Genomic DNA, 26488 nt, shown 5'->3' on the forward strand with positions numbered 1-26488 from the left:
TTATTCAACTCCTTACATGTGTTCTAAAAATGACAACCGGCTTTCTTTTGGTTTATCTTGATCCCATGGTTCGTCAAATCCATCCGCTTGCCAGCTTTTCAAGATACCCTGAACGTATTTCATATTCCTTTTCCCTCTCAAAATGGCTAACTCCATCGCCTTGCATAACCAGAGGTCACCATACTCTTTCGAAAGGTCATCAATATTGTCAGAAACAACTGGGTTAATTGTTCCAAATCCATTTTCGTAAAATCTGTAAGGGTTGCAGTTGCCGCCGTCAGGTGAAATCTGTTCCCTTCCCTTCTCTTCCTTTTCAGTTCCCTTCTCTTCAGTTCCCTTCCCTTCAGAGGGAAATTCTTGGACATTCTCAGAATTTCCGGGAAGTTCCGGGAATTTAGACTTTGTTCGCTTGTGTAATCCTTGTTGGTGCTTTTCAAATTGGGTGATTTGGACAACCTTTTCTCCATCCACCTCATACCAATTGATTAGCCCTTTGTCGTTCAAACGCTGTAATGACGCCTCTATTTCGGCCTTACCCTTGTCCAGCATCGGCACAACTAATGCTTTTATTTTCGCCGGTGATCCAGCCAACCTGCCGAAGTCATCGGTATGAGGTATCATCCAGGTGAAGAGTAGCATGTCGAAGATATCAGGCAATTCGTTTACTTTCTCCGAAATTGAGATGACCTTCGAAATCATCCTTTTTTCAGCCATCGTCCTCCATCCCCTCAGTTTCCCATTCATTCTTGGTGTTTCCGGGAATTTCCCGGAATTTATCGGAACACTCGTACAAAGAGTCCCTATATTTTTCAGCCCACTCCCTGCCCTCAGCCGTATAGTCCACCCAGTTATGGCATGTCCCGGTATTGACTACTGGGCCGCAGAGCATGGCGATATCTTGTACTGTCGTTTCAGTCTCGATCTTCCAGCGCCGGATCAGGTGGGCAGCCTCTAAGTACCCACCTATCCCACAGCGCTCACAGCGTCCGCCTGAACGCTCCATAGCGGCTTTGTATACTTCTGGCTTGATTCGCCCACGCATCCTGCTTGTGGGTTTCCTACGGCGATAGTTAGGCTTTGAGACAGGGTTAAATCCAAAATCCATTAGCGCCCACCTGCCCTCAGTTCGTCATTTAGAATCTCGAGCTCTTTTTTTAGAGCGTTTGCTAATTGTTCAGTCTGGTTATATGCAGCTTCCCACCGTTTAGCGATTGCTCTGGCCAGCGCTTCAGCTTCTTGTAAGTCGAATGTATCGATTTCCGCGCGAGCTTCCTTTGATTTGATTGTTTCACCAGGTGGGTATGACTCCATCAAAGTAAGACGTTTATTTTTCAGGACCACTTTGGCATGGCCGTGCTCATATATTGACTGGGCATACATCGAGCCAATAATACCTTGAGCCATGGTGTATAAGGTGATTTTCCGGGCAAGATCGCCCGGATTATCCACATCCTCTGGTATTTCATTGATTCGCTTATACAATGACTTGAGATCCGCTTCCTTTTTACCGATTTGCTCTTTTGTATAAATGCTCATCTACACTCACCAAGGCAAATCATCGTCAGAGATATCAATAGGTGTACCCTCGTCCTGGAAGGTGTCGCCATGATTACCCCTAGCATCGCCATTGTCTTTCTTCCCTTCTAAAAACCGTACATTATCAGCGATGACCTCAGTTACATAGACTCGCTTACCTTCGTTATTCTCGTAATTCCGTACTTGAATGCGGCCTTCAACTGCGGTCAGGCGACCTTTGCGCAGGTAGTTGGCGCAAGTCTCCGCCAGCTGTCTCCATGTGACAACCGGTATAAAATCCGCTTCACGTTCCCCACCTTGCGAGGTGAACGGCCTGTCTACCGCAATGGTGAATTGGGTAACTGCCACCCCTGCTGACGTATATCTCAGTTCTGGGTCTTTTGTTAGTCTGCCGATCAGAATTACACGGTTAAGCATTGGCTTCAGCCTCCTTGGCTTTCATTTCTTCGATTTTCTTTATAAGAGCCCGCTCCATAGCCGGGTAATCATGCTTTTTCTCCAGCATTTGTACAACCCAATCGTCAAACCCATCCATACCGCCTTTAAGGAGTTTCCACTTTGATTTGAGAGAGGTTGGAGGCTTCTTTGCCTGCTCCTCCTTCTGCTTCTGATTAGAATCCAGTTCAGCACTACTTGTCTTGTCAGGGTCCTCCCCTGTTGGTATGGCGAAGGTGCGCAGGAGTAAGTATTTATAGGCGTACGTCATCGCCTTGCCTACACCTTTATCCTGCGTATCAGCCCCGGTTCCAGAGGAAACAAGAATTTCGTATTCGCCTGTCTCTGTATCAACGATCTTATATTTGACATCCACCGTCGAAAGAGTGCCCTCCCGACTGTGTATTTGCTCTATTGGTAGGATGACAAGCTTGTTTTGAATCAGGCTTTCCCGAACGGTTGAAGTAACCTTTTCTTCACTGATTGCACGATACTTGGTATTGCCGAATTCCACCCTGTCGTCTTTCTGAAGATAGTCCACATCTTGCATCACTTGGCTAATCTTTTGGTAAAGTTGGGCTTTGCTCATGTCACACCTCCGGTTTGATGACCAATTCGTCACCACGGTGTTCAACCTGGATACCTTCAACCTTTTGACCGTCCGGATCCACGACTGCACCGGAATCAGTAACGGTAAACTGCTTCTTAATATCTGTTTTAACTGGTTCCTCTTTAACCCGGATCAAATCAACTCGTTCATTCGCCTTAAGCCATTCAACCAGTTTGGCATCATCATAATTCCACTTAGGTTGCTGTTTTTTGAGAGTAAGGGAACCATACGGGGTTTTCTCCGATTTAAATTTAGGATCCGCTTCCCGGCGTTGCAGAGCATATCCAGACACCAGCCCATGGAAATACTCCTCATCGCGCTGAAGCTTGTCCAGCTCACGTTTGCGGTAATCCTCAATACGGCACAACTCAGCTGCGGCAAGTCTATTCACTTCCGTCTTCTTGGCTTCAATGGCAGCCAACTTGCGGAATACCCAGTTCAAAGACTCCAAGTCATGGACCCGGAAACCTTGTATTTCTTCCGCCTCTAACTGCTCGATTTCGTCCAGCTCTTCTTGCAACATTGGATTCATCTATTTACAACCTCCTAGAAATTGTGTTATTTTGTTCGTAGAAAATTTATTAATGCGAACTACTCAATGACTTCGGGTGCAACCGGGGTCATTTTTCATTTGGTTAAGAACTGTTTTCAGTTCATCAATAGCCGTTGCAAGATCAGAGCTTAAGAAATACCCCACATCAATCAAGGCTGCGTAAGGAGCCACGCCCGTAGTGTCGTCTTGCAACTTCTCCAGTCTTTTTATGACTCTCTTCAGGTACACTTCCATCCTTTAATTCCCCTTTCCTGATTCGTTCATATGCTTGGCGCTGCTGCTCGGTGTTAAAAGCAAACTTAGGATTCTTCCCCGGCACATACCAGCCTCCTGCTTTACTCAGAGCGAACAGGTCCGCATACTCCGTGCTTGCCTTGATCCGTATTTGCAAATTCATCAATCCTCCTTACTAAGACCATTTCTCGGCAATCTACTGCATCAAGCATGCACTCTAAGCAATGCGGTTGCTTATCCTCGTAAACCTCATAGAGAGCTGCTTTTTTGCACCCGCACTTGAGCATGAGAGTAATCCTCCACTGGGTAGGCATCGTTCAGCAAATCCCTTAGTGTGATGATGTCAAATAGGCTTTTTAATTTAGCAGCCGGAGCTTGTTCCCCACGGTTGTAGATCTGGAAGCTTTTGCGGCCTTTATCGACAATAGCGATCTCCCCGCTTTTTAATTCCACTGACAGAGCGTGTTGACGTTTCATATGGCTTGTCCCTCCTTTCTGTAGAGTTCAGTTACCAGAAGTTTGATTTCTTCATCCAGGTCAGCAGTATCAACCCCAGAATGAATGGCGATCTCTTTCAGTCTGTATACTTCGTTCAAGCGTCTACGGACTTCCATGCGTTGGTTTAGGCGTTCAATAGTCATTTTTCATGCTCCTTTCAAGGGTTTTGTCCACCATCTGTCGAATAATCAGTTTGAGGGGAGGTGGTAATATGTCAAATAACAAAGAATACGATTTTAAAACTAGTCATGTAATGGGTTTTGCTAAAATAGTAGAATCATTAAAGACGGGACAAATTGATAAAATTAGCATTCCTGAAGGTTCAAGTTTCGCAATCCTTACTCATTCTGCGATAATTACAGCTGAACTTTATAACCTTTATCCAGATACTGAAGGTGAGGATGGAGAATTTAAATTTGATTCTGATGATGCTCAGAGACTAATCGTAAAAACGATTCATGAAGGAGTGTCTGACAAAGCAAATGAAAATTCAGGGACATTTCCGATTTACTTACAGAATGCAGTTATTAAATCATTCTCGAATCCGAGTAATGAATTTAAACTAGCTTTCTTGTGTCTCTACTCCGATCAAGTTCTTGGAGTAACATTCGGGAAATTTCAGATGAACTAACTGATCCATTAACATGTATTATCGAAGTCACTGTTACAGCAGTGGCTTTTTCCTTTTGCATTCCCTCTCTTGCTATTTCACGCACACGTTGTTCTTTCATGTTCACGCTCCTTTCATTAATGATTCTGCAGACCATTCACTACAGCCAGCATTGCAGTATCTCCGGCCCATTGCTCCCGGCAACGCTCGATAAATGCTTCTAGTTGCTCTTTAGTAGCTCCTCGGGCTACACAATTACGATAAGCAGCGATTAATTGCACGTCATGACTTGGCATTGCGTGTCTCCTCCTTCGCAAATTTATTAGCTGAGTAATCCACACCAGCGCTAAAAGCAAATTCAAGCTCTTCTTTCATGATTTTCCATGCTGCTTCTGACAAGCCAGACATGCTGTTATATCTCTTAAGCCTATCTATAATCTCACTTGCATATTGTTTTCTAGCATCAAGTCTCGATCCCATGGATATGTCCCTCCTAAGCTAATGTCCCAATAGATAGTTCCTTAACAATAGTCGTATAGATTTCCTTAAGCCGAGGGTCAGCCTCGATTACATCAAGGCGGTTAGCGTCATTGATCTTTGTCTTAGTAGCTCCCGACTCTGCCAGACGTTCCTTTAAATTAGCCAGCCGGAGATTAAGGTTACAGCGGCCACGCTCTTCGAGCAGTCGATAGCTCTCCGTCCTTACTTCACGATGTCCACCCAAACGAGTAGCAGCACCGTTTAGTAAGCCAGTGATCTTTTGTCTCCAATTCTCGTCACGCTGCAGGAATGTTTCTTTGATTGTACTGAGCTGCTGTTCTGTTTCCTGTTGCCGCCGTTCAATCTGCTTTAGGTTTTGTTCCATCTGGATCATGAATTGGAGCTGTGGACTGAGTCCGGTGAGATCTATCCCCGATTGAATCTGTTGCCGCATTCGTTTGAATTCTTCCAAGAATCTCACTTTCATTTTCATAGCCGCTGGAGTCACGTATGACATGGCAACAATGGCAAAAGCTTCTTCCGTCAAATCAAATTTTGGATACCATTGTTTGTTCTGAGGATGTTGGTACTGGGTCTCCCCAAAGTTGGAGACACCCCATTCGCATTCGTTAGCTTCGTTCAGTTTGCTGATCTGTTGGCGAATGTCTCTAATTACGTGATCATGATCCTTGCCGAATTTTTCTGCTACGGTCAGACTGTCTGTAACGGCTCGTCCGTTTTCCAGGAACACCAGTTTACTCACTGTGCAACCCCCTTCTCAAGATCCATAATCCAATTATCAAGTGCGTCTGATCTAAAAAAGATTTTTTGACCAATACGAAAATGTGGGATCTGTTTCTTTCTAACCAGGTCATAGACTGTGCTTGTTGAAACTTTTAACTTCCCGGCTGTTTCAGCAACTGTAAGTGTTGTCATGTTTAATCCTCCTCATGAGTCATCCATGGCTGCATGCATAGCAGATAGGGCAAGTTCTGTATGGATCCCAACCTCTTGTGCAAGGTGTTCAGCATTTTTCAAAGGATCACATTTAAAGCCATACCTAAACTTTGCAAGTAGAATGAGCTTTTTACCGACTGTTCGTAATTTTTCATCATTGCTCACATGGCCACCTCGTTATTGTGTGTTGTTTACCCAACATCATCGACAAAAAAAATTTCTCTCGGGTCTTTTTCAAAGAACTGTGCAACCTTCAATAGTAGCGAACCGCTTATATCGCCACCTCTTTCTATGTGCGATACCGTTGACCGCGAAACCTTGAGCGCTTCGGCCAGTTGTTCTTGAGTTAGATCATACTCTTGGCTACGCCTTAAGAATTTCACGTTGTTTTGCATATACTTTACTCCTTTCTTTGTTGTTTCCCGTTTACAATTCACATACTACTCTCATAGTTTTGTGTTGTCAACAACAATTTTTATATCAAAACTCCTATTTTTGTGTTGTTTACTTTACTTTTTGTTGGATATACTATACAATACAACTTGTCGATATTGTTGCATATAGAGGAAGCGAGGGTTTTTACTAATGAGTGAGTTGTTAGGTCAATACCTGGAACGTATAAGAAAAGAAAAAAAGATTTCACTTCGAGATGCAGCGGAGAAGAGTGGCGTATCGTACTCATACATTAGGGACATTGAACTAGGAATTAATAGAAAAACCAAAAAAGAAGTATCTCCTTCTCCAGCAGCATTAAAGAAAATAGCAGACGCCTATCAAATAAATTATTATGAACTGCTTGAAAAGGCCGGAATTTTAAATGAAAACTCCGAAACAATATTAAATCAATCAAATGATAAGCTAGATGCTCTTTTGTTAAAGGAAGCTAACATTGATAATCCATGGGGTACAATTCCTGTAATTGGTGCGATTTGCGCTGGTGATGGAATAATAGCAGATTCTAATATTGAGGATTATGTTGTCTATCCAATGCTTAATAAAAAAAAGCCTGACTATGCTTTGAAAGTTCAAGGCGACAGTATGATGCAAGTTGGTATTGAAGATGGAGATATTGTTTATCTGAGAGCCAGTAATTGGGTTGAAAAAAACGGTCAAATAGCTGCTGTAATTGTTAATGGAGAAGAAGGCACTTTAAAGCGAGTTTTTTGGGATGCGGATCGGAACGTAGTTAAGCTTGTACCAGAAAACCCCAAGTATAATTCTATTGAAGTTTTTCCTAATGAAGTTCATATATGTGGAGTTTATGCCGGTCATTTCAAGCCTGAATTTCAAATGGATCTCTAAAATTCAAGGAGGAATCTCCTATGGCCTCGGCACGTAAAAGAGGGAAAGAATCTTATCTGCTGACTGTAGAATTAGGATACGATTCAACAGGCAAAAGGATCAAACGCACTAAAACAATTAAGGCGAAAACAAACAAAGAAGCCAATTTGGAGTTAGCTAAGTTTGTTGTAGAGGTTGAATCTGGCGAATTTATTGCCCCAGAAAAAATGACCTTTGAATCATTTGTTCATGAATGGAAAACTAAATTTGCCGACAAACACCTTAGCCTGAAATCAATAGAAAATTATACTACACATTTAAATAATCGTATTATTCCTTACTTTAAAGGCGTTCAAATTGACAAAATCAAAACAATGCATATTATGAGATTTTTGGATTCCATCAATATACGGCTGGACGGTAAAGAAGGAGTAGTTTCTTCGGCAACTATCGTATATATATATCGAGTGTTGAGAAGCATCTTCCAAAGAGCTGTCGAATGGAAAGTAATTAAAGAAAGCCCGATGATTGGTGTGAAGAAACCTAAGGAAATACCCGTGAAAGATATTGAGGTGTATGACGAGAAAGATGTGAAATTGCTTTTTGAAGCACTGGAAGATGAGTCATTCTTATTTCGCATGTTAATCACGTTAGCTATTTCTACAGGTATGCGCCGAGGGGAACTAATAGCGCTTGAATGGAAACATGTCGACTTGAACGAGGGCACAATAAAAGTTGCGCAATCCATTTCGATGAAAAATGAAGGAAAGCCCGTCATTAAATCCCCTAAGACAAAGAACTCAATTAGAGTGATTTCACTCCCCGCTTCCACATTGGAAATGTTAAAAAGATACAGAGTGCACTACCTTCAGGAAAAAATGAGAATACTGGATCGTTGGAAAGAACATGAACATGAGTTCGTCTTTCCGAATGCTTATGGAGGAGCTTTGTACTTTAACAGGCCGACTAAATGGTGGAGAGAGTTCCTTGATTATAATGGCCTTAAAAAGATTCGATTTCACGATCTAAGACATACCTCAGCAACACTGTTAATTAATCAAGGAGTCCATGCAAAAATTATTTCAGAACGCTTAGGACATGCAGATATTACGACTACAATGAATGTTTATGGACACGCACTCCAGACAGCAGATAAAATTGCTGCCGATAAATTAGATACGTTATTCAAATCATCGCTGTAGACCAAATGTAGACCAAATGTAGACCATTGTTTACTAAAGGACCAAAACAATTAACAGCAAATCACATTTACGATATAAAGAAAACCAAGGTTTAATAAGGTTTTCCAAAATATCTTACCTGAGTATTCTCCTCTCCCATGATGGGGATCTCGCAAGAGATCCCCGGACAAAAGCCTTTGTATCGTGCATTTGTACGAGGGCTTTTGTCCTTTTTTTATGGGAAAAACCAGAAGATTTTATTCTTTTCAAATAGAAGAAACATGCCTCTTACGAGCCATGTTCCTCTTATTAATTCATTTATGGGGAATGAATAGTCATGATATGATCACCGTGAATAACATGGATATTCCCATTAGCATCAATCATTTCAAGTATATTATTGTCTGAGGACTTTAGAAGTCCTGCGTGAGAAGGCTTCTCGCCCAAATTCACAATGATGAGCTCACCTTCCAATTTCTTGATTTGCTGGTCTAAAGTTCGGGATACAGGTAATGCAGCAGGCTGAACAGGGAAATGATCTTGACTTAGATTAAAGGGGGTTTTATTAGGAGGGTAAGGGATCAAGTATTTAACATGATTAATAGATATATATATACTTCCATGTATTGGAGAGAAGAAAACAAAATAATCATTCATTATGCCAGTCAAATAACCGTGTATCGAATGTTTGTTGCCGATGGATACTTCAGTGAATATCCCTCTGGAATTCATAAGCATCTTTCGATATGAAATTTGATCCTGCTCGGGCGAAGGACTGCTGCTCGAATCATTCAGCTGAGGATCAGCCGGAGACAAATTCATGTTCTGCAAATGGTGTATAGGGATATAAATAAATTTTGATTCCGAGAGTAACACGAGTATGTCGCTTCCCATGTCAATTAATTCGCCAATGATACGTTCGCTGCATCCAGACAACTCAAGCTCAACGGCTTGATTTAGCCATTTCTTAAAGACCTGCATTCCCATCCTCCTCTCAAAGCAGGAATTGCGTCCATATATATAATGACATCAGACTAACAATCAAACTAATAGGTATCACGATTATGGTCACTTTCATATACTGTTTCCAGGTGATGTGAATATGATTATTCTTAAGAATATACATCCAAAGTAATGTAGCGAGGGTACCTACAGGTGTCAACAATGCGCCTATATCACTTCCCATGATATTAGCCAAGTACGCGAGCTGAAGAGGCTGTTGTTCTAGCCCCATATCCGTCACCGCAAAAGTACCGATCATAACAGACGGAAGATTGTTAACCAGATTCGAGAGAAGCGTTAGCATCAGACCGGAAGCAGCTATTAAACTCGCTTCACTCTTCTCGGCAAAAGGTTGCAGTAAAGTTATGAGCCACTCTGTCATCCCCGCGCGATGAAGACTATTAACGATGACATAAATACTGAAGGCGAACAACAGAATATGCCAAGGTGTTTTGGTCACAACATCACGAAGACCCTTCTTCGTACGATACCATCTAACCGCGATCATGAGTGCAACTCCAATTAATGCAACGAGTTCTATTGGTACTCCCAAATCTTCGGCAAGAAAAAATCCTCCCCGAATAAAAACAACGATTCCTATACAAACTCTGAACAGCCACCAGTCTACTTGATTATCAATCTCATGTTTATGCAGCAATGGGTGTTTCCCTGGCTGTAATGAATATCTGATCGGATTTTTGCTGATTTTGCGGGGAATATCCTTTTGGAAATAAAGATACAAAAGAGCGGAAATACATAAGATACCCATCATCGAAGGGACAAACATCATGGCGGTATACTGGTTCAGATCCAGTCCTACGATGCGGAGTGCAATTAGATTGGCCAGATTACTTACTCCTATAGGTGCGCTTGACACCGTAGCAATCAGTGCTCCAGAGAACAAATAGGGGATTTTTTGCTTTGGTTTTAACTCTAGAATGTTACCGATCTGAATAATAATAGGTGTAGTTATAAGAATACTGCCGTCATTGTTGAAGAAGAGGGTCATTAGAAAGCAGAGGAGAAGTACTAGCCAGAAGAGCTTTACACCCGAGCCTCGAGCCCGCTCTACCAGATTAAAAGCCACCCAACGAAAGAAGCCGATACTTTCAAGTATTATGGACATGACAATAGTTGAAAGGATTGTGACCGCAGCTCCGGACACAATTCCAAATACCTCAAGGATATGCTTGTAACTGACTACGCCAACCAGGATAAGAATGAGTGCGCCCAGCGAAGTGGGGATAGATTCATTGATTCTGCCAGGACGCCACATGAGAAGAATAATGGTGCATACAAAAACTCCGAATGTGAGCCACTGTTGATAGTCTGGCATTATTGCGGCTCACCTCCCATAGGGAGAACGTCAGATGAAGGCACTAAATTTGGCGGCGGGGCCTTTTCAGTTTTAACCGGAAGAATAAGCCAATATAGCGGCACCCCTAGAAGAATACAGTACACATAGAGATACATTTCCTCGTCCTCCCTTCATGCTGTTATGGAAGTACGCTTTCCTTCAGAAAGCTTTAGGACCTCCTCCCTTTTCTTGGGAATAAGGAGGATAAGCATGAATGAAACTTTGCCGGAAGTTATATAGCGCTCCTCCATACTTGTCATTCATGTCCACCTCTAATATATTCATATGTGTCAGGGGTGTGAAAGGAACTAGCCATATATGATGTATGATCAGAATTTTTTTAATGTAGTTTTTCGTCCATACGATTTCCCGTCCATAAGCATCTATTACATTGTACAATTACAAATTATTGAAGGGAGATCAGACCTATGGATCGTTCTTTTCACAAAGCAGTACACAAATACAGAAAACATTCAAAAGAGGCACGGAAGCATTTTAAGCATGTCAAGGACAAAGCTTTAGGTGAAGGCCTGGTGGCATTAAGCAAAAGTCTAAATCAAATCAACACAAAGTTAAATGTAATCAATAAAAAACTAGATCGAATTAAAAGTACTCATCATCGGTATTAGGAACTCTAATTGATCAAAATAAATTTCTGTGAAGCTGTTAATACAGCTTCTTTTTTATCCCTTGACAGCTCCATACCTCCCATCTGATCGTATCCATACGCCCAACACAAAATCCCCGCCAGGTCTAACACACCTGGCGGGGAATCCCGTCAAATCACTTGGATTCAAATATCCTTAGTAAAGGAAAGAACGGGTGATAATCACAAGCAGTATGAACAGAACGAGAATTGCGCCTGTCGAAGTGAAACCTCCGCCACCGTAGCCGCCTCTTACTTCACTCATTTGTGAAAACCTCCTCTTTATTTAAGATACATTTCATTGTATTCGGGGGGCGTTCTAAAGGATTGGACACTTACCACTTGTAAGCAGATTAATGACTAAGGTCAATTAATACTTCGTCCAATACTCTGTACTGCCGCCTTTAACCTCCCTGGAGATTTCAGATTGATCGCGGTCCCAGCCCTCCAGAATCCGTATTGTTCTAACTTCATTCCGGTTCTCCCATACAATGTACTTCTCCTCCTCAAGCCGAAGAAGTCCGTTCTTAATATCCTCAGTACGGTGCCTACCCGTCAGGCGCTGAATATCCCGGACATCCGGTATACGCCGATATTTCAAAGAGAAGTTATACAGAATACGCAGCAGCTTGCGCTCGAAATCCGGAAGCATACACAGTTCCTCCTTATCTTCTTCTAGGCTTACAATTCCCTAACAGGATAACTCGAATTATACAAGAACATATGTTCCCTTATCAAGCATAAAGAAAGCCCATGTAATCACATGGACTTTCCTTAACAAATTATATTGTAAATCTCCTGACTGACGAAGTGGTACTAAAGCTTGTCTGGAAGATCTTAGCTGTCATTGAAATAGACTTACTTGGACTTAATATTTTGCAGTTCTTTAGGGAGCGGCTTAGCTCCAATAAAACTTTTGGTAGATACGGAGGATTTCTTCGCACTTTTATACAAAAACATAGAGATACTGCGGGCTAATTGCTGCTTCATCTTGGCTCACCTCCCTTCCAGAAAGGCAGTATAAGAAAAGCTTGTACAGCACAGGCAAGAGCTATTGCTGAGGACTGGAATATTAAGTTAGAGAGCACCAAAATTGAGGATATCATTTTCATGTAAGGTGTAAGCGGCGGCGGGTTCAATTCCTCAAGAATATTAGGGGAGTATATCAAAAATATGACTGCAGATAGAAGCGTAATTAACCTTATTTGTTCCTGTTCCAATGCTATGAAGGAAATAATAACAAAAATGGCAGCGGACACTATAGCACAAAGTGTTAGTGACTTCATATGAACGCCGCCGGAAAACCTTCTTACCACCAGGAAGGAAATCAGGGCAAGGCAAGCCCCCATTAAGTTCCCGGTTATCCATCCAGCCACAACGGTCAGCAATAGGGTGGCGATGAAATTAAGTCGTATTCCTAGCTCATACTCTAAAATTTCCAGGCTGACCGGTCCCTCGGGATCACTTTCCTTTATCCTGCTCGAGAGATGCTTCGACAATGCTTCTAACCCCTTCATAATCGCTCCTTTGAGAGAGAAAATAGGAAATACTGAAGGTTGAGAATGCCATGATGATAAGACCCAAAGAATCTACGGTGTACAGAAAAAAACTTATTAGGAAAATAGTAACTGTCGAAAGAATGGAGGCAATCAACAAGGATGTCTGGTCTTTCTGAGGAGAATGATGCTCGTCTTGTGGAATTCGAATAAATGAGAAGCCCAGTCTGAAATACTTAAGGAAGATGGCAATTCCATAAGCAGCAAGAATTGAACTAATCTGAATCAAATATACAGCACCCTCGGTTTTTAACAGATCACTCTGATAGAGCATACCTACCAGATGATACACATAGTAGATCGTAAGCTGAAGTACCACATAAGCTGTGACTCCTGCCCCAGCAACAAATGAGGAATGACTGAATTTGAGTCTGTACACATATTTGATAAAGATCAGGAAGAATAAATACTGGATCGGTAGATCAAGCTCGGGAATTTCAATTAATAGCCTCATTACAAATGAAAACAGAGCAATAAATACTACAAAAACAGCCACTTTATATCGGTGACACCAAAGCGGAAGCCTGTAAAGGGAGATCATAAGAGCAAACATGGCAAGGGCATCAAAAATCCCTAGACCAATATAAACATAAGAAGACAACAAATCCTGCACCACCCTCTACTTATTAACTAAATTATAGGGAAGTGCGGAGGAAAGTTCTAGTACTTTTTGAACACTCCCGCCACTTAAAGAAGTGGAGGATTCCTGGGTGGTTGCTTCGAAGCAAAATTAACCAGGCGATCCCTGCGGTTCCCGCAGTTCATGACCATGTTACTTTATACGGCTAGATTTTTAATATTGTGAGCGGCATTTTCATCACGATCATGCGAAGATCCGCATGAAGCACATGTCCATTGCCGCACGGATAGGTTTTTCACATCTTTATTTTTGCTCCCGCAGACATGGCACATTTGGCTTGTTGGAGCAAAGGTGTGTGCGAAATTCAACGTGCGCCCGTACCACTGAGTTTTATAAGTGAGCTGACGTTTAAACTCACTCCAGGACGCATCTGCGATGGATTTCGCTAGCTTATGATTTTTAAGCATATTTGCTACCTGTAGATCTTCAATGCTCATCGTTTGGTTTTCACAAATCAGTTTCGTAGATAACTGGTGCAAAAAGTCTTGGCGAATATTTGTAATTTTTTCATGAATACAAGCTACTTTGACTTTGGCTTTATGCCAGTTCGAGCCACCTTTAGTGCGACGACTCATTCGGCGCTGCCAGAAAGCCAACTTTTTCTCGTATTTGCGGAAAGCCTTTGGATTTGCAACTCGCATGCCATCTGAGCAGACCGCAAACTCTTTTAAGCCAAGATCAATGCCGATATGCTTATCGGTTGGAGGAAACGACTGCACATCTACTTCACAAACAAGCGATACAAAATATTTGCCCGCCGCATTTCGGCGTACTGTAGCGGAAAGAATACGTCCTTCACATGCCCTGGAGTTGGCAAATCGAATCCATCCTAGCTTCGGAAGCTTGAGCTTATCCCCTTCAATTGCAATATTGCCATTCGTATATTTGGTGGTATAGCTTTGAACAGGATTCTTGCGGCTTTTGAAGCGTGGAGCCTGATTCTGCTTCTTAAAGAAGTGATCAAAGCTATCTGCCACATGGCGAACCGCCGATTGTAAGGCAATACTATCGACTAACTTAAGCCACTCAAAAGAAGCTTTAAGTGCAGGTAGCTGTGTGGCACAGGAGTTATAAGATAACCCCTTTCCGGTTGAGGCATAAGACTCATTCCACAAGCCCAAGAAATGATTGAACACAAAACGACAACAGCCAAACATTTGATGAATGAGCTGCTGTTGCTCGGAATTTGGGTAAAATCGATATTTATAGGCTTTATGAACCAGCATGCCACACACCTCCTTGAATTGGGTTTATAGTTTATATTATAGCACATATGTTCTCTAAAAATGAGTGCTGCCGATTCATCTCCTCCCTGAAGAGGAAGAAGTGTTCTAGGCTACTTTTTGATAAAAGTATTTTTAGGAGGATCTTCCCGAATCTATGGATATTATTGTATAATTAGTTAACATTTAAACAGGGAGTGATTATTTGTGAAAAGATTGGATTCATTTGAAAGAATTCTAATTCTCTTTGCCGCAATCATTGTCCTCTTTATTATTGGTTCCTGTTTGGCCTTTCTCTACTTTTCCTCACTTATATCTCCTTGATACCAGGGATTAATATGGACCATAACCTCTTCTACGTAACTTACCTCGCTTTTTATCGAATTTCGGATCTCTTTGCTGACATCATGACCCTGCTGTACCGTCATATCGCTCGGAATACTTACTCTTACATCAACGATAATATAATTTCCCAACTCTCTTGCCCGAATCCGGTCAATTCGCTTCACATATTCAACCCGATTCACAATCTGATTAATTTGATTTAGCTGATCCGGGGAAATATTCTTTTCCATCAAAACATCTACAGATTCGCGCCCCATCTTATAGGCCAGCTTAAGCACAAAGTAAGATACTACCAACCCGGCAATTGGATCCCCGTACTTCGTAAAAGGAATATCATAATAATCTCCAAGCAGCGCAAGGCCAATTCCCGCACAAGCAGCCACAGAGGCGTAGACATCCGCAAGATGATCGTAGGCCGTTGCCATCAGACTTTTGCTATTCTCCGCCTTGCCTACCCGAATACAATACACATACAGCACTTGCTTCCATATGAGAGAAACAACCGCAGCGAATAGCGCAATGAGGCTTGCTTCCTCAGCAGGGGAGAAGAAAGCTTCGATGGACTTGACTATCATAAGAACTGCGGCAAGCGCCAGGATTAACGCTACTACTGCCGAGGCCAGAACCTCTGCTTTGCCATGTCCATAAGGATGGTCCTCATCCGCGGGCTTCTTCGATATTCGGGTGGAGGTAAGAGCAGCAAAAGAAGCCACCACATCTCCCGCGTTATGTATACCATCTGCGATGAGAACTTGGCTCTTGAACAGGAAACCAACAAAAATTTTAAGCCCTGTCAAAAACAGATTGCTGATCAAACTTATCCATACTGCCATAAATGTTTTGTTTGCTGCTTGCATTCTTGAACATACCGCCTTGTTATGATTTGTCGTTATCCCCGGCTTTGGCCGGCCAATCTATCTTAACTAAAGGACCCGGTGTGGGTCTAGAGAAACAGTGTTGTTGGTAACCTCAATCAAGGGACATTTGCAACAATTTTGTTCATACGCAATTTTATTGTCTATGCACAATAATAATATGAATTTCAAATAGCATGGAGCCAAAAAAAAGCCAGTATACCGTGGTCATACCCCTGTCAAGTAGACAGGTCTAAAAAGACATGTTTAAGCAGCAACCGTTTCTCGGTATTCAACCGGGGAACGGTTGTTTAGTTTTTTCTGGAATCTACTTTGGTTATAAAATGAAATATACTCGCGCACCTGTTTTTCTACCTCAGCTAAGGTTTGGGGCTTGCTTAAATATATCTTTTCCGTCTTCAGATGAGAAAAGAAGGATTCTATGCATGCGTTGTCCAGACAGTTTCCGCGTCTGGAATGGCTTCCGAGGATCCCAAGTCCAGTAAGTTTACGGTTAAATGGTTTGGAGGTGTATTGAAATCCCTGGTCTGAATGGAGAATAGCTCCCTCCAAATTTACATCTTTACTTAACGCGTCTAGCGTTTCGTTAACCAGAGCCAGATCGTTTCGTTCCGAAAGGTGCCATGCTACGATCTCGTTGTTATACAGATCCTGGATTGCCGAAAGGTAGACAAACCGTTCCCCAACCCGTATGTAGGTAATGTCGGTAGCGAGTTTAGATAAAGGAGTATCCGCCTGAAATTGACGATCCAGCCGATTGGGATTCACGACAGAAGCCTGTTTACCGAAAAAACGACGCTTCTTTCGAATGACCGACTGAATCCCCAATTTCTTCATAATCCGGTAGACCCTTTTGTGGTTAACTACGAGGCCTTCTTTCCGTAAAGCAACCGTCATACGCAGATAACCAAAGTAGGGATGAAGGCGGTGGAGCGACAACATATGAGCTTCCAGTAGCTTGTCCCTTTCTTTACGCTGCCTGGCTGTCTGCTGAGCCCTTCTCCATTTGTAATAGCCTGCTCGTGAAACATGGGCTAACTCTAATAGCCATTTCAGTGAATACCTCTCTCGCATTTCCTCGATGATTCCGAACCTGGTTGCTTTCTTCGTCACTCCTTGTGCAGATTTGGATACTGCTTTTTTAAATATTCAATCTCCGCTCGTAGATACGCCATTTCTTCTTCCATACTGGAAAACTTCGTTTTCGGTCGTCCTCGTCTTGGGCTAGTTGGCTCTAAAATCTCACCTGTTCGATATTTTGTTGCCCAGGTTTGTACCTGAGACTTATTACGAACGCCCAACTGTTTCGCCACTTCACGAATACTCCTCTGCTCCTCGTTCACCAACCGGACTGCCTCCATCTTTAATTCCAAGGAGTACTTCCGAAAGGTTTGCCCCTTTTTGGCCATGAAAAATCCCCTCCGCTCAACAAGAATTAAATCCATCTTACCAGATGTCTTTTTTCTCTTGTCTACTAGAAGGGGATAATACCAGTTCTTGGCTCTTTGGCTGGCATGTCTTGATTATGGTCAAGAACTCTTGGTTCTTGAGGAGAACTTAGCTAGGATAGCTCCAAGTGTCCCAATATCAACCGGATCTTCCGCTTTCCAATCGCTGCTGATCCCGGCTTGGTCAATCAGCCACTGTCTCCCGGATTCCTTCCAAGCCGGAACTTCATGGGTATTCCCAGGCGATCCAGGTCCGCTATTGCCTTTCTTGTATACTGCCATCAGCTCAGCCTCACTTCCCTTATACTCATTAAGATCGACATTGCCGCTGATCCCCGGAACCGTTCCTTCGCTCGTATACTGGAGGAATTCCCAAGACTTCCATCCCGACTTATTTACTGGCGGCACATTACTGTAATATGCGTACCACAGCGGCACATCTGCAAGGCTTGAATCCAGATAACCCTCAATAAAGCTTGGATACGTGTAGAGAAGCGGAAATTTTCCGGTCCGCCGCTTGAACTCATCAACCCAGGAACGCACGGTGGCAGTCACATTAGCCCGGGTTCCCGCCTCCTTGGTCTCTGCGTCGAGTACAAAGGGCAGATCGAAAGCATCCAATCCTCCAGCTTGATTAATTACTTCTAGAAAATGATCCACTTCCGCTTTCACATCAGCAGGCTTGGCTGCTCTGGTGAAATGGTAAGCACCCACCAAGAGCCCTGCCGACTTGGCTCCCTTTAAATAATTGAAAAATTGTTTATCCGTATATTTGCTGCTCTCCGTAGCTTTAATAAATACAAAGGATTTACCCGCAGCTCTTACCTTCTGCCAATCAATGGACTCCTGCCAGTGGGAGACATCAATACCTTGTGCATGGTTCCCGCTTCTGGTCTGCATACGATCCCTCCTTTTAGCTTAAGACAGCATATGCTAGGAAGGATGAGGCCGTATCGGCCTGTACCCTTATTCCATAATTTTTCCAGGGTCAGCTACTTTCTCAATCTTCTTCTCGGTCCGTCTTTCACTGCCCAGGTAATATTTCTCTATAGGTCTGAAATTCTCATCAAGCGTATATACCAAAGGCGTACCGGTAGGAATGTTGAGATCAATAACCTCTTCATCACTCATCTGATCCAAATACTTAACCAGAGCTCTTAGACTGTTGCCATGCGCGGAGATAATTACCCGTTTGCCTGCGGTGATCTGTGGAATGATCATATTATTCCAGTAGTCCTCAACCCGGACAATGGTCTCTTTTAGACTTTCGGTCAGAGGAATGTATTGATCCGGAACATCCCGGTATTTAACATCATTTCGCGGGTATCGGTCATCCTCTTTGGTAAGAGCGGGCGGCAGCACGTCATAGCCTCTACGCCACAGATGGACCTGATCCGCCCCATACTTGACCGCGGTTGCTTCTTTGCTCAGCCCCTGAAGAGCGCCATAATGCCTCTCATTGAGCTGCCAAGTCTTATGGACTGGAATCCACAGCAAGTCCATTTCCTCAAGTATGTAATGCAGAGTCTTGATTGCCCGCTTCAGATATGAAGTGAACGCCACATCAAAAATAAATTCATCCTGCTTCAGCAGCTTTCCGGCTTCCTTCGCCTCCGTAATTCCTTTCTCGGACAGATCCACATCCGTCCAGCCGGTGAATCGGTTCTCCAGGTTAAATATACTTTCTCCGTGTCTTACAAGAACTAATTTATACATGCGCCTATCCCTCTCTTCACCATATAAAATATATAGATAGATATACCCATATCAACGGCTCTTAGAACTAATCTGCGAGTAATCTCCCTGCTTGTGATATAATCGGAAATAATTACAAATTCTGTGGAGGTTTCGATGTCTAAATTTCTTCTATTTTCAGCATTATGGTGGCTTGTTGGAAATCCATTTCTAGCACTTATCATCCTACTGGCCATCATTTATGTGCTTGACCGGCAATTTGTCGGCGTATTTCCGAGTGTGACTAGACCAATTCGGCGAATGAGGAGCATATCCTTACTTCGTCAGCAGCTTACACTTAATCATCATGACATCTCAGCCAAACGTGATCTCGCAAGACTTCTGCTGGAGAGGAAGAAATACAGTGAAGCTTACTCCCTGCTGAAAGAAATGGAGCCTTTGTCTGAAGATTCAGCAGAATATTGGGACGATCTCGGAACAGCTGCTCTAGGACTCGGCCAAGTGGAAGAAGCCGAGGTACATATGCTTCGTGCTCTGAAGCTCAACGAACGTGTTCGTTACGGTCAGCCATATCTCAAGCTGGCAGCAGTCTATCAGAACAGAAACGCTGAGAAGTCTATATATTATGCCGAGAAATTCAGTCTTATCCACTCGTCTTCCAGTGAGGCTTATTATTTGCTCGGTAATGTATATCAATCCTTGAACCGGAAAGCCGAGGCGCGCAGCGCCTACACAGAATCCATCAGTATTTACCGTTCACTGCCTAAGTACAAGAAGCGTCAAGAACGCGGTTGGGCATTAAGAAGCTGGTTCAAACGGCAAAAATTATAACTTTCCAATATTATACCCCTATTCCTTAACACAAAGAAAACCAGCCATTAGCAGCTACTTCGCTTGCTGATGGCTGGTTTTCTTCTGTATATTTTAACTGATATGCTCAACCTTGGATGATTTAACGCTGCCCGACTCATTTTTGCTGAAGAAAGGCCACCAGTTCGCACTTCCGAACATCTTGACCATAACCGGAATGAGGAACGGAAGAATGACTAATGAATACAAGGCAAGACCTGTCAATACCACGGTAGCAATTTGCATCATAGACATGACACCTGAAGGATACATGGAGGCAAAAGTTCCGCCCAAAATAACAGCAGCGGACAGAATGACAGTCCCCATATTCTTCATGGCAGAAAGAATGGCATCTCCTACATTCCAGGCTTTATTCTCATTGAACCGGTCCATCAGGAAGATACTATAATCTATGCCCAGCGCTACGAGAATAACGAAACCAAAGAATGGAGTTGACCAGCTGATGCCAGACATGCCCAAGATCTTCACAAAGATAAGCTCTGTAACTCCCAGGGAAGTATAGAAGGTAAGAACCAGTGAAGCAATTAGATAGATCGGCATGATAATCGAACGAAGCAGCAGAACCAGAATAATGAATATACCCGCCAGCATTAATACTACGGTACGCGTGTAGTCTTCATTAGAAATGGTTCTCAAGTCATTGAATGTACTCGATACTCCTCCAAAGCCGATCTCAGCCTTGGCCAGCTTCGTGCCCTGAATCGCACGATCCACAGCAGCCTTTAGCTGATCAACCTGATTGATCGCTTTTGTACCATACGGATTCTCAGAGAAGACAACATCCAAGGTCATGATCTTGCGATCTGAAGACAGGTAGGTATCGAACAATTGATTAATATCCTTGTTGTTCAAGGCTTCATCGGGAACATAGAAGCCGCTGAGTCCGTTATCCGCGGTCCCAACTTGATTCAGATAATCCTTCGCTGTATCAAGCCCGCCGGACACCTTAGCAATCCCGTTCGCACTTTGACTGAGTCCGTCAGTAAGCTTGGAAATCTGTCCCGAGAATTGAGTGAATCCGCTTTGTACCTGCTTCTGACCATTCTCAATTTGAGAGAGCCCACTAACTACAGAAGGGATTTTATCGATAATCTGACCTTGACCCGTTGCCGCTTGACTCAGCCCCGTTTCAAGCTGGGAGATCCCGTTAATAAGCTGATCAAATCCGCCTGCTAGCGCGGACTGACCTCCAGCCACTTTAGCAAAGCCCTCATTCGCCTGCTTAAGGCCACCGGCTGCTTGATTCAGAGAAACTTGCAGCTGCTTAAGTCCGGCAGCCATTTGGGTCATGCCTTTACCCGTTTCTGTAACTGTACCCCGAATGGTCAAATAATCAGGGTCGGTCGCAAGATCAGGATACTTGCTCTCCATGCTGCTAAATTTCCCGTTAAGGCTGTTAAGCCCTTGTGCAGCCCCGTTTAACTGCTCGCTAACACCCGAGAAGCCTCCATTAATTGCGTCAAGTCCCTGGCTAATTTGCTGATAGGACTTTAGAAGCTGCTGCTGGGCAGCGGCTAACTGCTGGGCACTTTTCTTGGCCTGCTGCAGCCCTTGCTTAAGCTTCCCTGCTCCAGAAGAACCGCTTCGTATTCCCTTCTCGATCGCGGTTAACCCGTTATTCAGCTGGGAGATTCCATCCTTCAGCTTTGCCGTGCCTTCAGCAAGCTTCCCTGTGCTATCGGCTGCCTGCTTGAGCTTCGGCTCGTTCTCACTTAACGAATTACTCGCTTTAGTAAGACCATCTTGGATCGTATTCAATCCTTCGTTCCCTTTACCAAGCCCATCCCCAACTGTCTTCACTTGCTCAGTCAGCTTGAAGTCCTTCACTTCATCACCGGTTGGACGGCTTAGTCCGCGTACACTTGCAACACCTTCAACCGACTTAACCTCCCGGCTAATCTTCTCAGCCAGAGCCATATACTCTGCAGAATCCATACGTTCATTATTCTTGATCACGATCGAAGTAGGCAGGGATTCACCCGGCTCGAAGCTATCAGAGATGATGTTAAATGCTTTAACCGACTCATAGTTGCTGCCAATTTCCTCCATACTATTGAAGGATACCTTACCGCTGTAGCTGAACAGGAAAGGTACGGTGAAAATAACAACAATCAGCATGGCCGCCCAAGGACGTTTAAGTGATAAAGCACCAAACATACCCCAGAATTTATTCTCCTTGTGCTCAAGCGAGCCTTTGGCAGGCCAGAAAATCTTGGTACCCAGGACCGCCATAAAGAATGGAACCACCGTAAGAAGGGCTACCAGCATCACAGCAACCCCTACCGCTACGGCAACAGCTGATTTGTATAGGATAAATTTCGATAAACCAATTGCCGCAAAACCAACAAGCACAGCAAGACCTGAGAAGAACACCGTCTTCCCCGCGGTACGGTATGTAGCTATGATGGCTTCCCATTTATCATCCGTATGCTGTAGCTCTTCCTTAAATCGGCTTATTAGCAGAATACAATAATCTGTACCGATTCCGAACATAATCGCGACCATAAAGATCTGCGTAAATGTCGATAACGGAAAGTCAAATGAGTCAACCAGGAATGCTACCACTGACTGTGACACCACATAGCTGATTCCTACTGTGAGCAGCGGAATAAACGGAGCCACAAACGAACGGAAGCTTATGAACAGAATCAGAAGAATGAAGACGACGGTAATATACTCTGATTTCTTGAGTCCGCTCTCCGAGCTTGCAATCGTATCCTCATTAATCTGCTCTTGACCCGTCAGATAGTGCTTAACCGTAACGGAATCCAGCGTACTGCGGATATCGTTCTCGATCTCCTTGAGCGGACGTCCGTCCGTTTCAACAGAGAGGGCCGTTAGGATCGTCTTGCCGTCCTTGGAGATCATCTTATCAGCTGCGTCCGGAGTTGAAAAAGGGTCGGTTATGGATGCAATCCCAATTTTTGCTTTCGCATCATTCAATTTCTGTATGCCGCTCTTAACCGAATCCTTGGCCGCCTGATTTAAAGCATTGTCTTCGTGGAAGACGAGCGCAATCTGCGTCTCTTTCCCTCCCCCCTTCATCGCGGAAATTTCCTTCAGCAAGGCAGATGCTTCGGATGAAGAGTACCCTGAAGGCACATTCAAATTGCCTTTCTGACGGACCAAATCCGCCATGGAAGGAGCTGTGAGCATTAAGCCCACGGCTGCGGCGATCCAGAGGAGAATAATCCACCATCTGGCTTTTAATATAAATCTCATTTACTCCTTACTCCCTTCTTCAAACAGACTAGCGAGTTTCTCAAAAATAGTGATGAAAGACTCAATTTCTTCCTGATTAAAATGGGTGAGATATCTGGATACCACTTCTTGCACTTTCTCATCAGCCTTGCCTGAAATCTCATGACCAAGGTCCGTAAGTGACAGATACACCAGCCGGCGGTCCCCCTCATCCCGGGTTCTCTCAACCAAGCCCCGATCCACGAGCCGGGTAATGATCGCTGTAATCGAGCTCTTCCCCACACAAAAGGCATCCGCAAGCTCCGTAGACGTACACTCTTGCTGTGTCTTGATATGGTACATTATCTGGTACTGATCAACGGTCATCTCATCTTGAACGATCTTGGCAATTTCACTACTGAGCCGCTTGGTCACGGTAGCCGAAGCAGTGACATAACGTCTGATCAGTTCTTTGGACTGCTCCTGCAAATCTCTCCCCTCTTTCTGTTAAATGATTCAATAATCAAATAGTTCAATAATAGAACTATAAATCCCAGATATCGGAATGTCAACCGGACCTATGAATCCCCTCCAATGTTATGGTGTTTACACTATATATATGCGGCAGTGGCTTTTTTCTGGCGTTTGAAACCACAAAAATAGCCCTCCCCCATTCGCAGCGCGAATGAGAGAGAGCCAGTCTCATAATTCCAGTTATTCTTGCGGCATTTCCACTTCGTATACACATCGAAATCGCTCGATGCCGTTTGGCAATCTTCCAAGACTGATGACAATAAAGCCGATATTTCTATAGAAATCTACGGCATCCTCATCAGTCTCGGCAATAATACGCTCAGGCTTCTCTTCATATAGAACCTCGAGCACAATGGCCCGTCCGTACCCTTGATTTCGATGTTCAGGCGATATCGCCAAATGTGTGATGTTCAGTGCGTTAAGTTCATCCTTCTTATAGCCGATGAGTCCAATCCACTCACCTTCATGCTTAAGGGCAGACAGCTTAATCTCTGCATCCGCTTGGATATGCTGAATAGCTTTCGGTAGTGCTTCTTCATCGGAAAACAAGGCATACTCAAGCATCCGGCTAATCTCCGGAGCCGTTACCTGGTCTTTCACATTGACCAACATATAATCAGACCTCCAGAATTGCTATTTCCCTTCAATAACCTCGGTACGTCCATTCTCATAACCTACTACTGCCTTGGATGCCATCCCAATGAATAGACCGTGGTCGACAACCCCGGTTATCCGCTTCAATTCCTCTGCAAGCTGCTGAGGGGACTCGATCCGCCCGAATGACGCATCAACAATATAATTTCCATTATCGGTCACAACAATTTCCTGGTCCTTCATCCGAACTTCAAAAGGAACAGGGTAGCTCTCGCGAAGCGTATGCAGTGTCCACTCATAACAGAAAGGCACAACTTCAATCGGCAGCTTGAAGGCTCCTAGCCGCTTAACGACCTTGCTGCCATCCGCCACTACGATGAATTGGTCACTATGAAGAGCGACAAGCTTCTCACGAAGAAGCGCAGCACCGCCGCCTTTGATCAGACTCAGGTCTGAATCAAGCTCATCCGCGCCATCAATAGCGATATCGAGCTTATCCACCTCAGATGCATTCAATAAAGGGATGTTATATTTAAGGGCAAGTTCCTCAGAAGCCTTTGAAGTAGCAATTGCTGTAATCTTAAGGCCCCCGGCTACTCTCTCCCCTAACTTCTCAATTGTAAAATATGCAGTTGACCCGGTCCCGAGCCCCACAGTCATGCCGTCTTTAACCCATTCGGCAGCTAAATAACCCGCCGCTTGCTTTCCATTCATTTGCTGTTCCTCCCGGTATGTATTGGCTTGCCTCTATCATACCAAATGTACCCTGGGCTTGGCACCCCTCTCCTGAAATCAAAAAGAACCTGCAACCAGCAGGCTCTTGCTTATACATCATTCGTTGTCCCTCTTCATGGCTGGTGAATGGCATGCCTCCTAATTGAAGCTTCTCCTTCCGGCTCCTTAGAGGGCCTGATCGCCAGAAGTATAAGGATAACAGCAATTAGAGATACCACAGCGATAACGATGAACATGGTCATATGCGTGGTTCGAATGAGCAGGGATACGACAGGAGGTCCCAAGGATACGCCAATGAACCTCATACTGCTGTACAAGGAGGTAATCGTTCCGCGCTGCTCCTTCTCAACTCCTTCTGTGATCAATGTATCGGTACAAGGCAGTACAATCCCTACCCCAGCACCGCAGATAATCAGACAGGAAATCACGAAATAAATATTATTGAACATGCTAATTCCGAATAAGGAGCCGGTGGATAGCACCATGCCGATCACACTTGCCCATTTCATCAGCACTTTATTTTTGCCAATTTTCTTGCCCGTAATATAGGAGGCCAGGCACAGAGCCGCCAAAGGAATCGCCAGCACCAGCCCTTTCATAATCCCTTTCAGATGATGCTTTGTCTCAAGCTGCTCGGACAGGTAGAACAAGACTCCAAATAGCAAAAACATACAAATTCCGCCAATGACGAAGATCGCATACAGCCAGCGGCCCTTCTCTTTGAGAACATCCTTCACATCCCGAAGAAAGGACCGAAGCGAATTGTCTTTCTCTTTACGTTTAGGTGATTTGACCAAGAAGATAACAAGCAGCAGAGAGATTAGGCAGAGTGCGGGAATGGCCAGGAAAGGAAGGTACCATAGCCATGCTCCAAGAGCGGCTCCCAGAATAGGGCTTAGCACCTTGCCGAACGTGTTGGAGGTCTCGATCAATCCCAGACTCTTGCTCACATCCTCCTCTTTCTCGAACATGTCCCCCACAAGGGGAATTACAATTGGAAAAGCTCCTGCTGCTCCAACCCCCTGTAGAAACCGTCCAGCCAGAATGATCCAATATACGGAAATTCCTTGCCCAAACCAGGGCGCGACACCGCACAAAGCCCCTCCAAGTCCCGTAATAATCAGACTCGGGATTATCACCGCTTTCCGTCCGAATCTGTCCGACAGATAGCCGGCAATCGGAATGAGAATAATGGCTACGATAGCATATACAGTAATCAACATGCTGACTTGAAAAGAGCCAACCTTTAATTTCCGGGAAATCTCTGGGAGGATGGGAATGAGCATTGAATTACCCAGGGTCATTATTAACGGAATGGAAGCAAGCGCAATAAGATCCCCTTTTTTGCTATCCATCTTAACTTACCACCTTTCAGATAACGAGCTGGCCCGAATATCTGTTATTGTGGTTGAA

Annotated in this window: 36 protein-coding genes; 5 read left to right on the forward strand and 31 right to left on the reverse strand. The window is 43.9% G+C overall.

Annotated features, from left to right (window positions below):
• Positions 1-12 precede the first annotated feature (12 nt).
• From ACRRNK_RS14855 to ACRRNK_RS14895, 9 genes are all read right to left on the reverse strand, one after another.
• Positions 13-714, reverse strand: a complete 702-nt coding sequence (locus tag ACRRNK_RS14855; protein WP_433943497.1) for a DnaD domain protein — start codon at positions 712-714, stop codon at positions 13-15.
• Positions 707-1042, reverse strand: coding sequence for a hypothetical protein (locus tag ACRRNK_RS14860; RefSeq protein WP_433943498.1), 336 nt, complete (start codon positions 1040-1042; stop codon positions 707-709). The genes ACRRNK_RS14855 and ACRRNK_RS14860 overlap by 8 nt, the downstream gene beginning before the upstream one ends.
• A 62-nt stretch (positions 1043-1104) precedes the next feature.
• The gene (locus tag ACRRNK_RS14865; protein WP_433943499.1) at positions 1105-1536 is read right to left on the reverse strand and encodes a hypothetical protein; all 432 of its coding nucleotides are present in this window, start codon (positions 1534-1536) and stop codon (positions 1105-1107) included.
• Positions 1537-1542: 6 nt separating this feature from the next.
• The gene (gene ssb / locus ACRRNK_RS14870; RefSeq protein ID WP_433943500.1) at positions 1543-1953 is read right to left on the reverse strand and encodes a single-stranded DNA-binding protein; all 411 of its coding nucleotides are present in this window, start codon (positions 1951-1953) and stop codon (positions 1543-1545) included.
• Entirely contained in the window at positions 1946-2560 is a 615-nt protein-coding gene (locus ACRRNK_RS14875) for an ERF family protein (RefSeq protein WP_433943501.1), read from the reverse strand. The genes ssb and ACRRNK_RS14875 overlap by 8 nt, the downstream gene beginning before the upstream one ends.
• A gap of 1 nt (position 2561) precedes the next feature.
• Positions 2562-3113 carry a host-nuclease inhibitor Gam family protein gene (locus ACRRNK_RS14880; RefSeq protein WP_433943502.1) on the reverse strand — a complete coding sequence of 184 codons (552 nt, stop codon included), beginning with the start codon at positions 3111-3113 and terminating at the stop codon, positions 2562-2564.
• A gap of 166 nt (positions 3114-3279) precedes the next feature.
• Positions 3280-3531 (reverse strand): hypothetical protein, encoded by a 252-nt coding sequence (locus ACRRNK_RS14885; protein WP_433943503.1) that lies wholly within the window; start codon positions 3529-3531, stop codon positions 3280-3282.
• A gap of 86 nt (positions 3532-3617) precedes the next feature.
• Positions 3618-3845, reverse strand: coding sequence for a hypothetical protein (locus tag ACRRNK_RS14890; protein ID WP_433943504.1), 228 nt, complete (start codon positions 3843-3845; stop codon positions 3618-3620).
• On the reverse strand, positions 3842-4009 hold the full coding sequence (locus tag ACRRNK_RS14895) for a hypothetical protein (protein WP_433943505.1): 168 nt from the start codon (positions 4007-4009) through the stop codon (positions 3842-3844). Before ACRRNK_RS14895 ends, ACRRNK_RS14890 begins: the two co-directional genes overlap by 4 nt.
• 68 nt (positions 4010-4077) lie before the next feature.
• On the opposite strand from ACRRNK_RS14895, the gene ACRRNK_RS14900 reads away from it, so the two are divergent.
• A complete protein-coding gene (locus tag ACRRNK_RS14900) occupies positions 4078-4497 on the forward strand; it encodes a hypothetical protein (protein WP_433943506.1) in 420 nt (139 codons plus the stop codon).
• Between the two features lie 116 nt (positions 4498-4613).
• On the opposite strand, the gene ACRRNK_RS14905 is transcribed toward ACRRNK_RS14900, so the two are convergent.
• Genes ACRRNK_RS14905 through ACRRNK_RS14930 form a run of 6 tightly spaced genes read right to left on the reverse strand, consistent with a single transcriptional unit; the run spans position 4614 to position 6308 of the window.
• Positions 4614-4772 (reverse strand): hypothetical protein, encoded by a 159-nt coding sequence (locus ACRRNK_RS14905; RefSeq protein ID WP_433943507.1) that lies wholly within the window; start codon positions 4770-4772, stop codon positions 4614-4616.
• Positions 4759-4956 (reverse strand): hypothetical protein, encoded by a 198-nt coding sequence (locus ACRRNK_RS14910; RefSeq protein ID WP_433943508.1) that lies wholly within the window; start codon positions 4954-4956, stop codon positions 4759-4761. The genes ACRRNK_RS14905 and ACRRNK_RS14910 overlap by 14 nt, the downstream gene beginning before the upstream one ends.
• Before the next feature lie 13 nt (positions 4957-4969).
• Positions 4970-5719, reverse strand: a complete 750-nt coding sequence (locus ACRRNK_RS14915; protein ID WP_433943509.1) for a Rha family transcriptional regulator — start codon at positions 5717-5719, stop codon at positions 4970-4972.
• A complete protein-coding gene (locus ACRRNK_RS14920; protein WP_433943510.1) occupies positions 5716-5892 on the reverse strand; it encodes a helix-turn-helix domain-containing protein in 177 nt (58 codons plus the stop codon). The genes ACRRNK_RS14915 and ACRRNK_RS14920 overlap by 4 nt, the downstream gene beginning before the upstream one ends.
• Before the next feature lie 12 nt (positions 5893-5904).
• Entirely contained in the window at positions 5905-6078 is a 174-nt protein-coding gene (locus ACRRNK_RS14925) for a hypothetical protein (RefSeq protein ID WP_433943511.1), read from the reverse strand.
• Positions 6079-6104: 26 nt separating this feature from the next.
• Positions 6105-6308, reverse strand: a complete 204-nt coding sequence (locus ACRRNK_RS14930; protein ID WP_433943512.1) for a helix-turn-helix transcriptional regulator — start codon at positions 6306-6308, stop codon at positions 6105-6107.
• 190 nt (positions 6309-6498) lie between these two features.
• Here ACRRNK_RS14930 and ACRRNK_RS14935 point away from each other — a divergent pair, with 190 nt between their 5' ends.
• Together ACRRNK_RS14935 and ACRRNK_RS14940 are read left to right on the forward strand one after the other, a co-directional pair.
• Positions 6499-7215 (forward strand): helix-turn-helix domain-containing protein, encoded by a 717-nt coding sequence (locus tag ACRRNK_RS14935; RefSeq protein WP_433943513.1) that lies wholly within the window; start codon positions 6499-6501, stop codon positions 7213-7215.
• A 20-nt stretch (positions 7216-7235) separates the two neighbouring features.
• A complete protein-coding gene (locus tag ACRRNK_RS14940) occupies positions 7236-8396 on the forward strand; it encodes a tyrosine-type recombinase/integrase (protein ID WP_433943514.1) in 1161 nt (386 codons plus the stop codon).
• Positions 8397-8693: 297 nt separating this feature from the next.
• Here ACRRNK_RS14940 and ACRRNK_RS14945 read toward each other — a convergent pair whose 3' ends face one another.
• Both ACRRNK_RS14945 and ACRRNK_RS14950 read right to left on the reverse strand, forming a co-directional pair.
• A complete protein-coding gene (locus ACRRNK_RS14945) occupies positions 8694-9356 on the reverse strand; it encodes a DUF2642 domain-containing protein (protein ID WP_433943515.1) in 663 nt (220 codons plus the stop codon).
• A 13-nt stretch (positions 9357-9369) separates the two neighbouring features.
• Positions 9370-10713: an arsenic transporter gene (locus tag ACRRNK_RS14950; RefSeq protein WP_433943516.1), complete on the reverse strand. Its 1344-nt coding sequence runs from the start codon at positions 10711-10713 to the stop codon at positions 9370-9372.
• A 449-nt stretch (positions 10714-11162) separates the two neighbouring features.
• On the opposite strand from ACRRNK_RS14950, the gene ACRRNK_RS14955 reads away from it, so the two are divergent.
• Positions 11163-11363, forward strand: coding sequence for a hypothetical protein (locus tag ACRRNK_RS14955; protein WP_433943517.1), 201 nt, complete (start codon positions 11163-11165; stop codon positions 11361-11363).
• A 387-nt stretch (positions 11364-11750) separates the two neighbouring features.
• On the opposite strand, the gene ACRRNK_RS14960 is transcribed toward ACRRNK_RS14955, so the two are convergent.
• From ACRRNK_RS14960 to gpmA, 9 genes are all read right to left on the reverse strand, one after another.
• Positions 11751-12032, reverse strand: coding sequence for a hypothetical protein (locus ACRRNK_RS14960; RefSeq protein WP_433943518.1), 282 nt, complete (start codon positions 12030-12032; stop codon positions 11751-11753).
• Between the two features lie 206 nt (positions 12033-12238).
• Complete coding sequence (locus ACRRNK_RS14965; RefSeq protein WP_433943519.1) at positions 12239-12370, reverse strand: hypothetical protein; 132 nt, start codon at positions 12368-12370, stop codon at positions 12239-12241.
• Positions 12367-12879: an accessory gene regulator B family protein gene (locus tag ACRRNK_RS14970; RefSeq protein WP_433943520.1), complete on the reverse strand. Its 513-nt coding sequence runs from the start codon at positions 12877-12879 to the stop codon at positions 12367-12369. The genes ACRRNK_RS14965 and ACRRNK_RS14970 overlap by 4 nt, the downstream gene beginning before the upstream one ends.
• Positions 12842-13540: a hypothetical protein gene (locus ACRRNK_RS14975; protein WP_433943521.1), complete on the reverse strand. Its 699-nt coding sequence runs from the start codon at positions 13538-13540 to the stop codon at positions 12842-12844. Before ACRRNK_RS14975 ends, ACRRNK_RS14970 begins: the two co-directional genes overlap by 38 nt.
• Positions 13541-13713: 173 nt before the next feature.
• Entirely contained in the window at positions 13714-14802 is a 1089-nt protein-coding gene (tnpB, locus tag ACRRNK_RS14980) for an IS200/IS605 family element RNA-guided endonuclease TnpB (RefSeq protein ID WP_433943522.1), read from the reverse strand.
• Positions 14803-15095: 293 nt separating this feature from the next.
• A complete protein-coding gene (locus ACRRNK_RS14985; protein ID WP_433943523.1) occupies positions 15096-15977 on the reverse strand; it encodes a cation diffusion facilitator family transporter in 882 nt (293 codons plus the stop codon).
• A gap of 288 nt (positions 15978-16265) precedes the next feature.
• A protein-coding gene (locus ACRRNK_RS14990) for an IS3 family transposase (protein ID WP_433943524.1) occupies positions 16266-17428 on the reverse strand; the annotation gives its coding sequence in 2 pieces (ribosomal slippage) (positions 16266-17164 and positions 17164-17428; 1164 coding nt in all).
• 120 nt (positions 17429-17548) lie between these two features.
• A complete protein-coding gene (locus ACRRNK_RS14995) occupies positions 17549-18367 on the reverse strand; it encodes a glycoside hydrolase family 25 protein (RefSeq protein ID WP_433943525.1) in 819 nt (272 codons plus the stop codon).
• A gap of 66 nt (positions 18368-18433) precedes the next feature.
• Complete coding sequence (gpmA, locus tag ACRRNK_RS15000; protein ID WP_433943526.1) at positions 18434-19183, reverse strand: 2,3-diphosphoglycerate-dependent phosphoglycerate mutase; 750 nt, start codon at positions 19181-19183, stop codon at positions 18434-18436.
• Between the two features lie 135 nt (positions 19184-19318).
• On the opposite strand from gpmA, the gene ACRRNK_RS15005 reads away from it, so the two are divergent.
• Positions 19319-19993 carry a tetratricopeptide repeat protein gene (locus ACRRNK_RS15005; RefSeq protein WP_433943527.1) on the forward strand — a complete coding sequence of 225 codons (675 nt, stop codon included), beginning with the start codon at positions 19319-19321 and terminating at the stop codon, positions 19991-19993.
• 93 nt (positions 19994-20086) lie between these two features.
• Here ACRRNK_RS15005 and ACRRNK_RS15010 read toward each other — a convergent pair whose 3' ends face one another.
• The 5 genes from ACRRNK_RS15010 to ACRRNK_RS15030 form a co-directional block, all read right to left on the reverse strand.
• The gene (locus ACRRNK_RS15010) at positions 20087-23254 is read right to left on the reverse strand and encodes an MMPL family transporter (protein ID WP_433943528.1); all 3168 of its coding nucleotides are present in this window, start codon (positions 23252-23254) and stop codon (positions 20087-20089) included.
• A complete protein-coding gene (locus tag ACRRNK_RS15015) occupies positions 23255-23701 on the reverse strand; it encodes a MarR family winged helix-turn-helix transcriptional regulator (protein WP_433943529.1) in 447 nt (148 codons plus the stop codon). It lies immediately after the preceding gene.
• Between the two features lie 225 nt (positions 23702-23926).
• Positions 23927-24358, reverse strand: coding sequence for a GNAT family N-acetyltransferase (locus tag ACRRNK_RS15020; RefSeq protein WP_433943530.1), 432 nt, complete (start codon positions 24356-24358; stop codon positions 23927-23929).
• A gap of 21 nt (positions 24359-24379) precedes the next feature.
• Positions 24380-25054 (reverse strand): ribose-5-phosphate isomerase RpiA, encoded by a 675-nt coding sequence (rpiA, locus tag ACRRNK_RS15025; RefSeq protein ID WP_433943531.1) that lies wholly within the window; start codon positions 25052-25054, stop codon positions 24380-24382.
• 134 nt (positions 25055-25188) lie between these two features.
• Positions 25189-26430 carry an MFS transporter gene (locus tag ACRRNK_RS15030; RefSeq protein WP_433943532.1) on the reverse strand — a complete coding sequence of 414 codons (1242 nt, stop codon included), beginning with the start codon at positions 26428-26430 and terminating at the stop codon, positions 25189-25191.
• Between the last annotated feature and the right edge of the window lie 58 nt (positions 26431-26488).

The sequence above is a fragment of the Paenibacillus sp. SN-8-1 genome, assembly GCF_050995535.1.
GTDB lineage: Bacteria > Bacillota > Bacilli > Paenibacillales > Paenibacillaceae > Fontibacillus.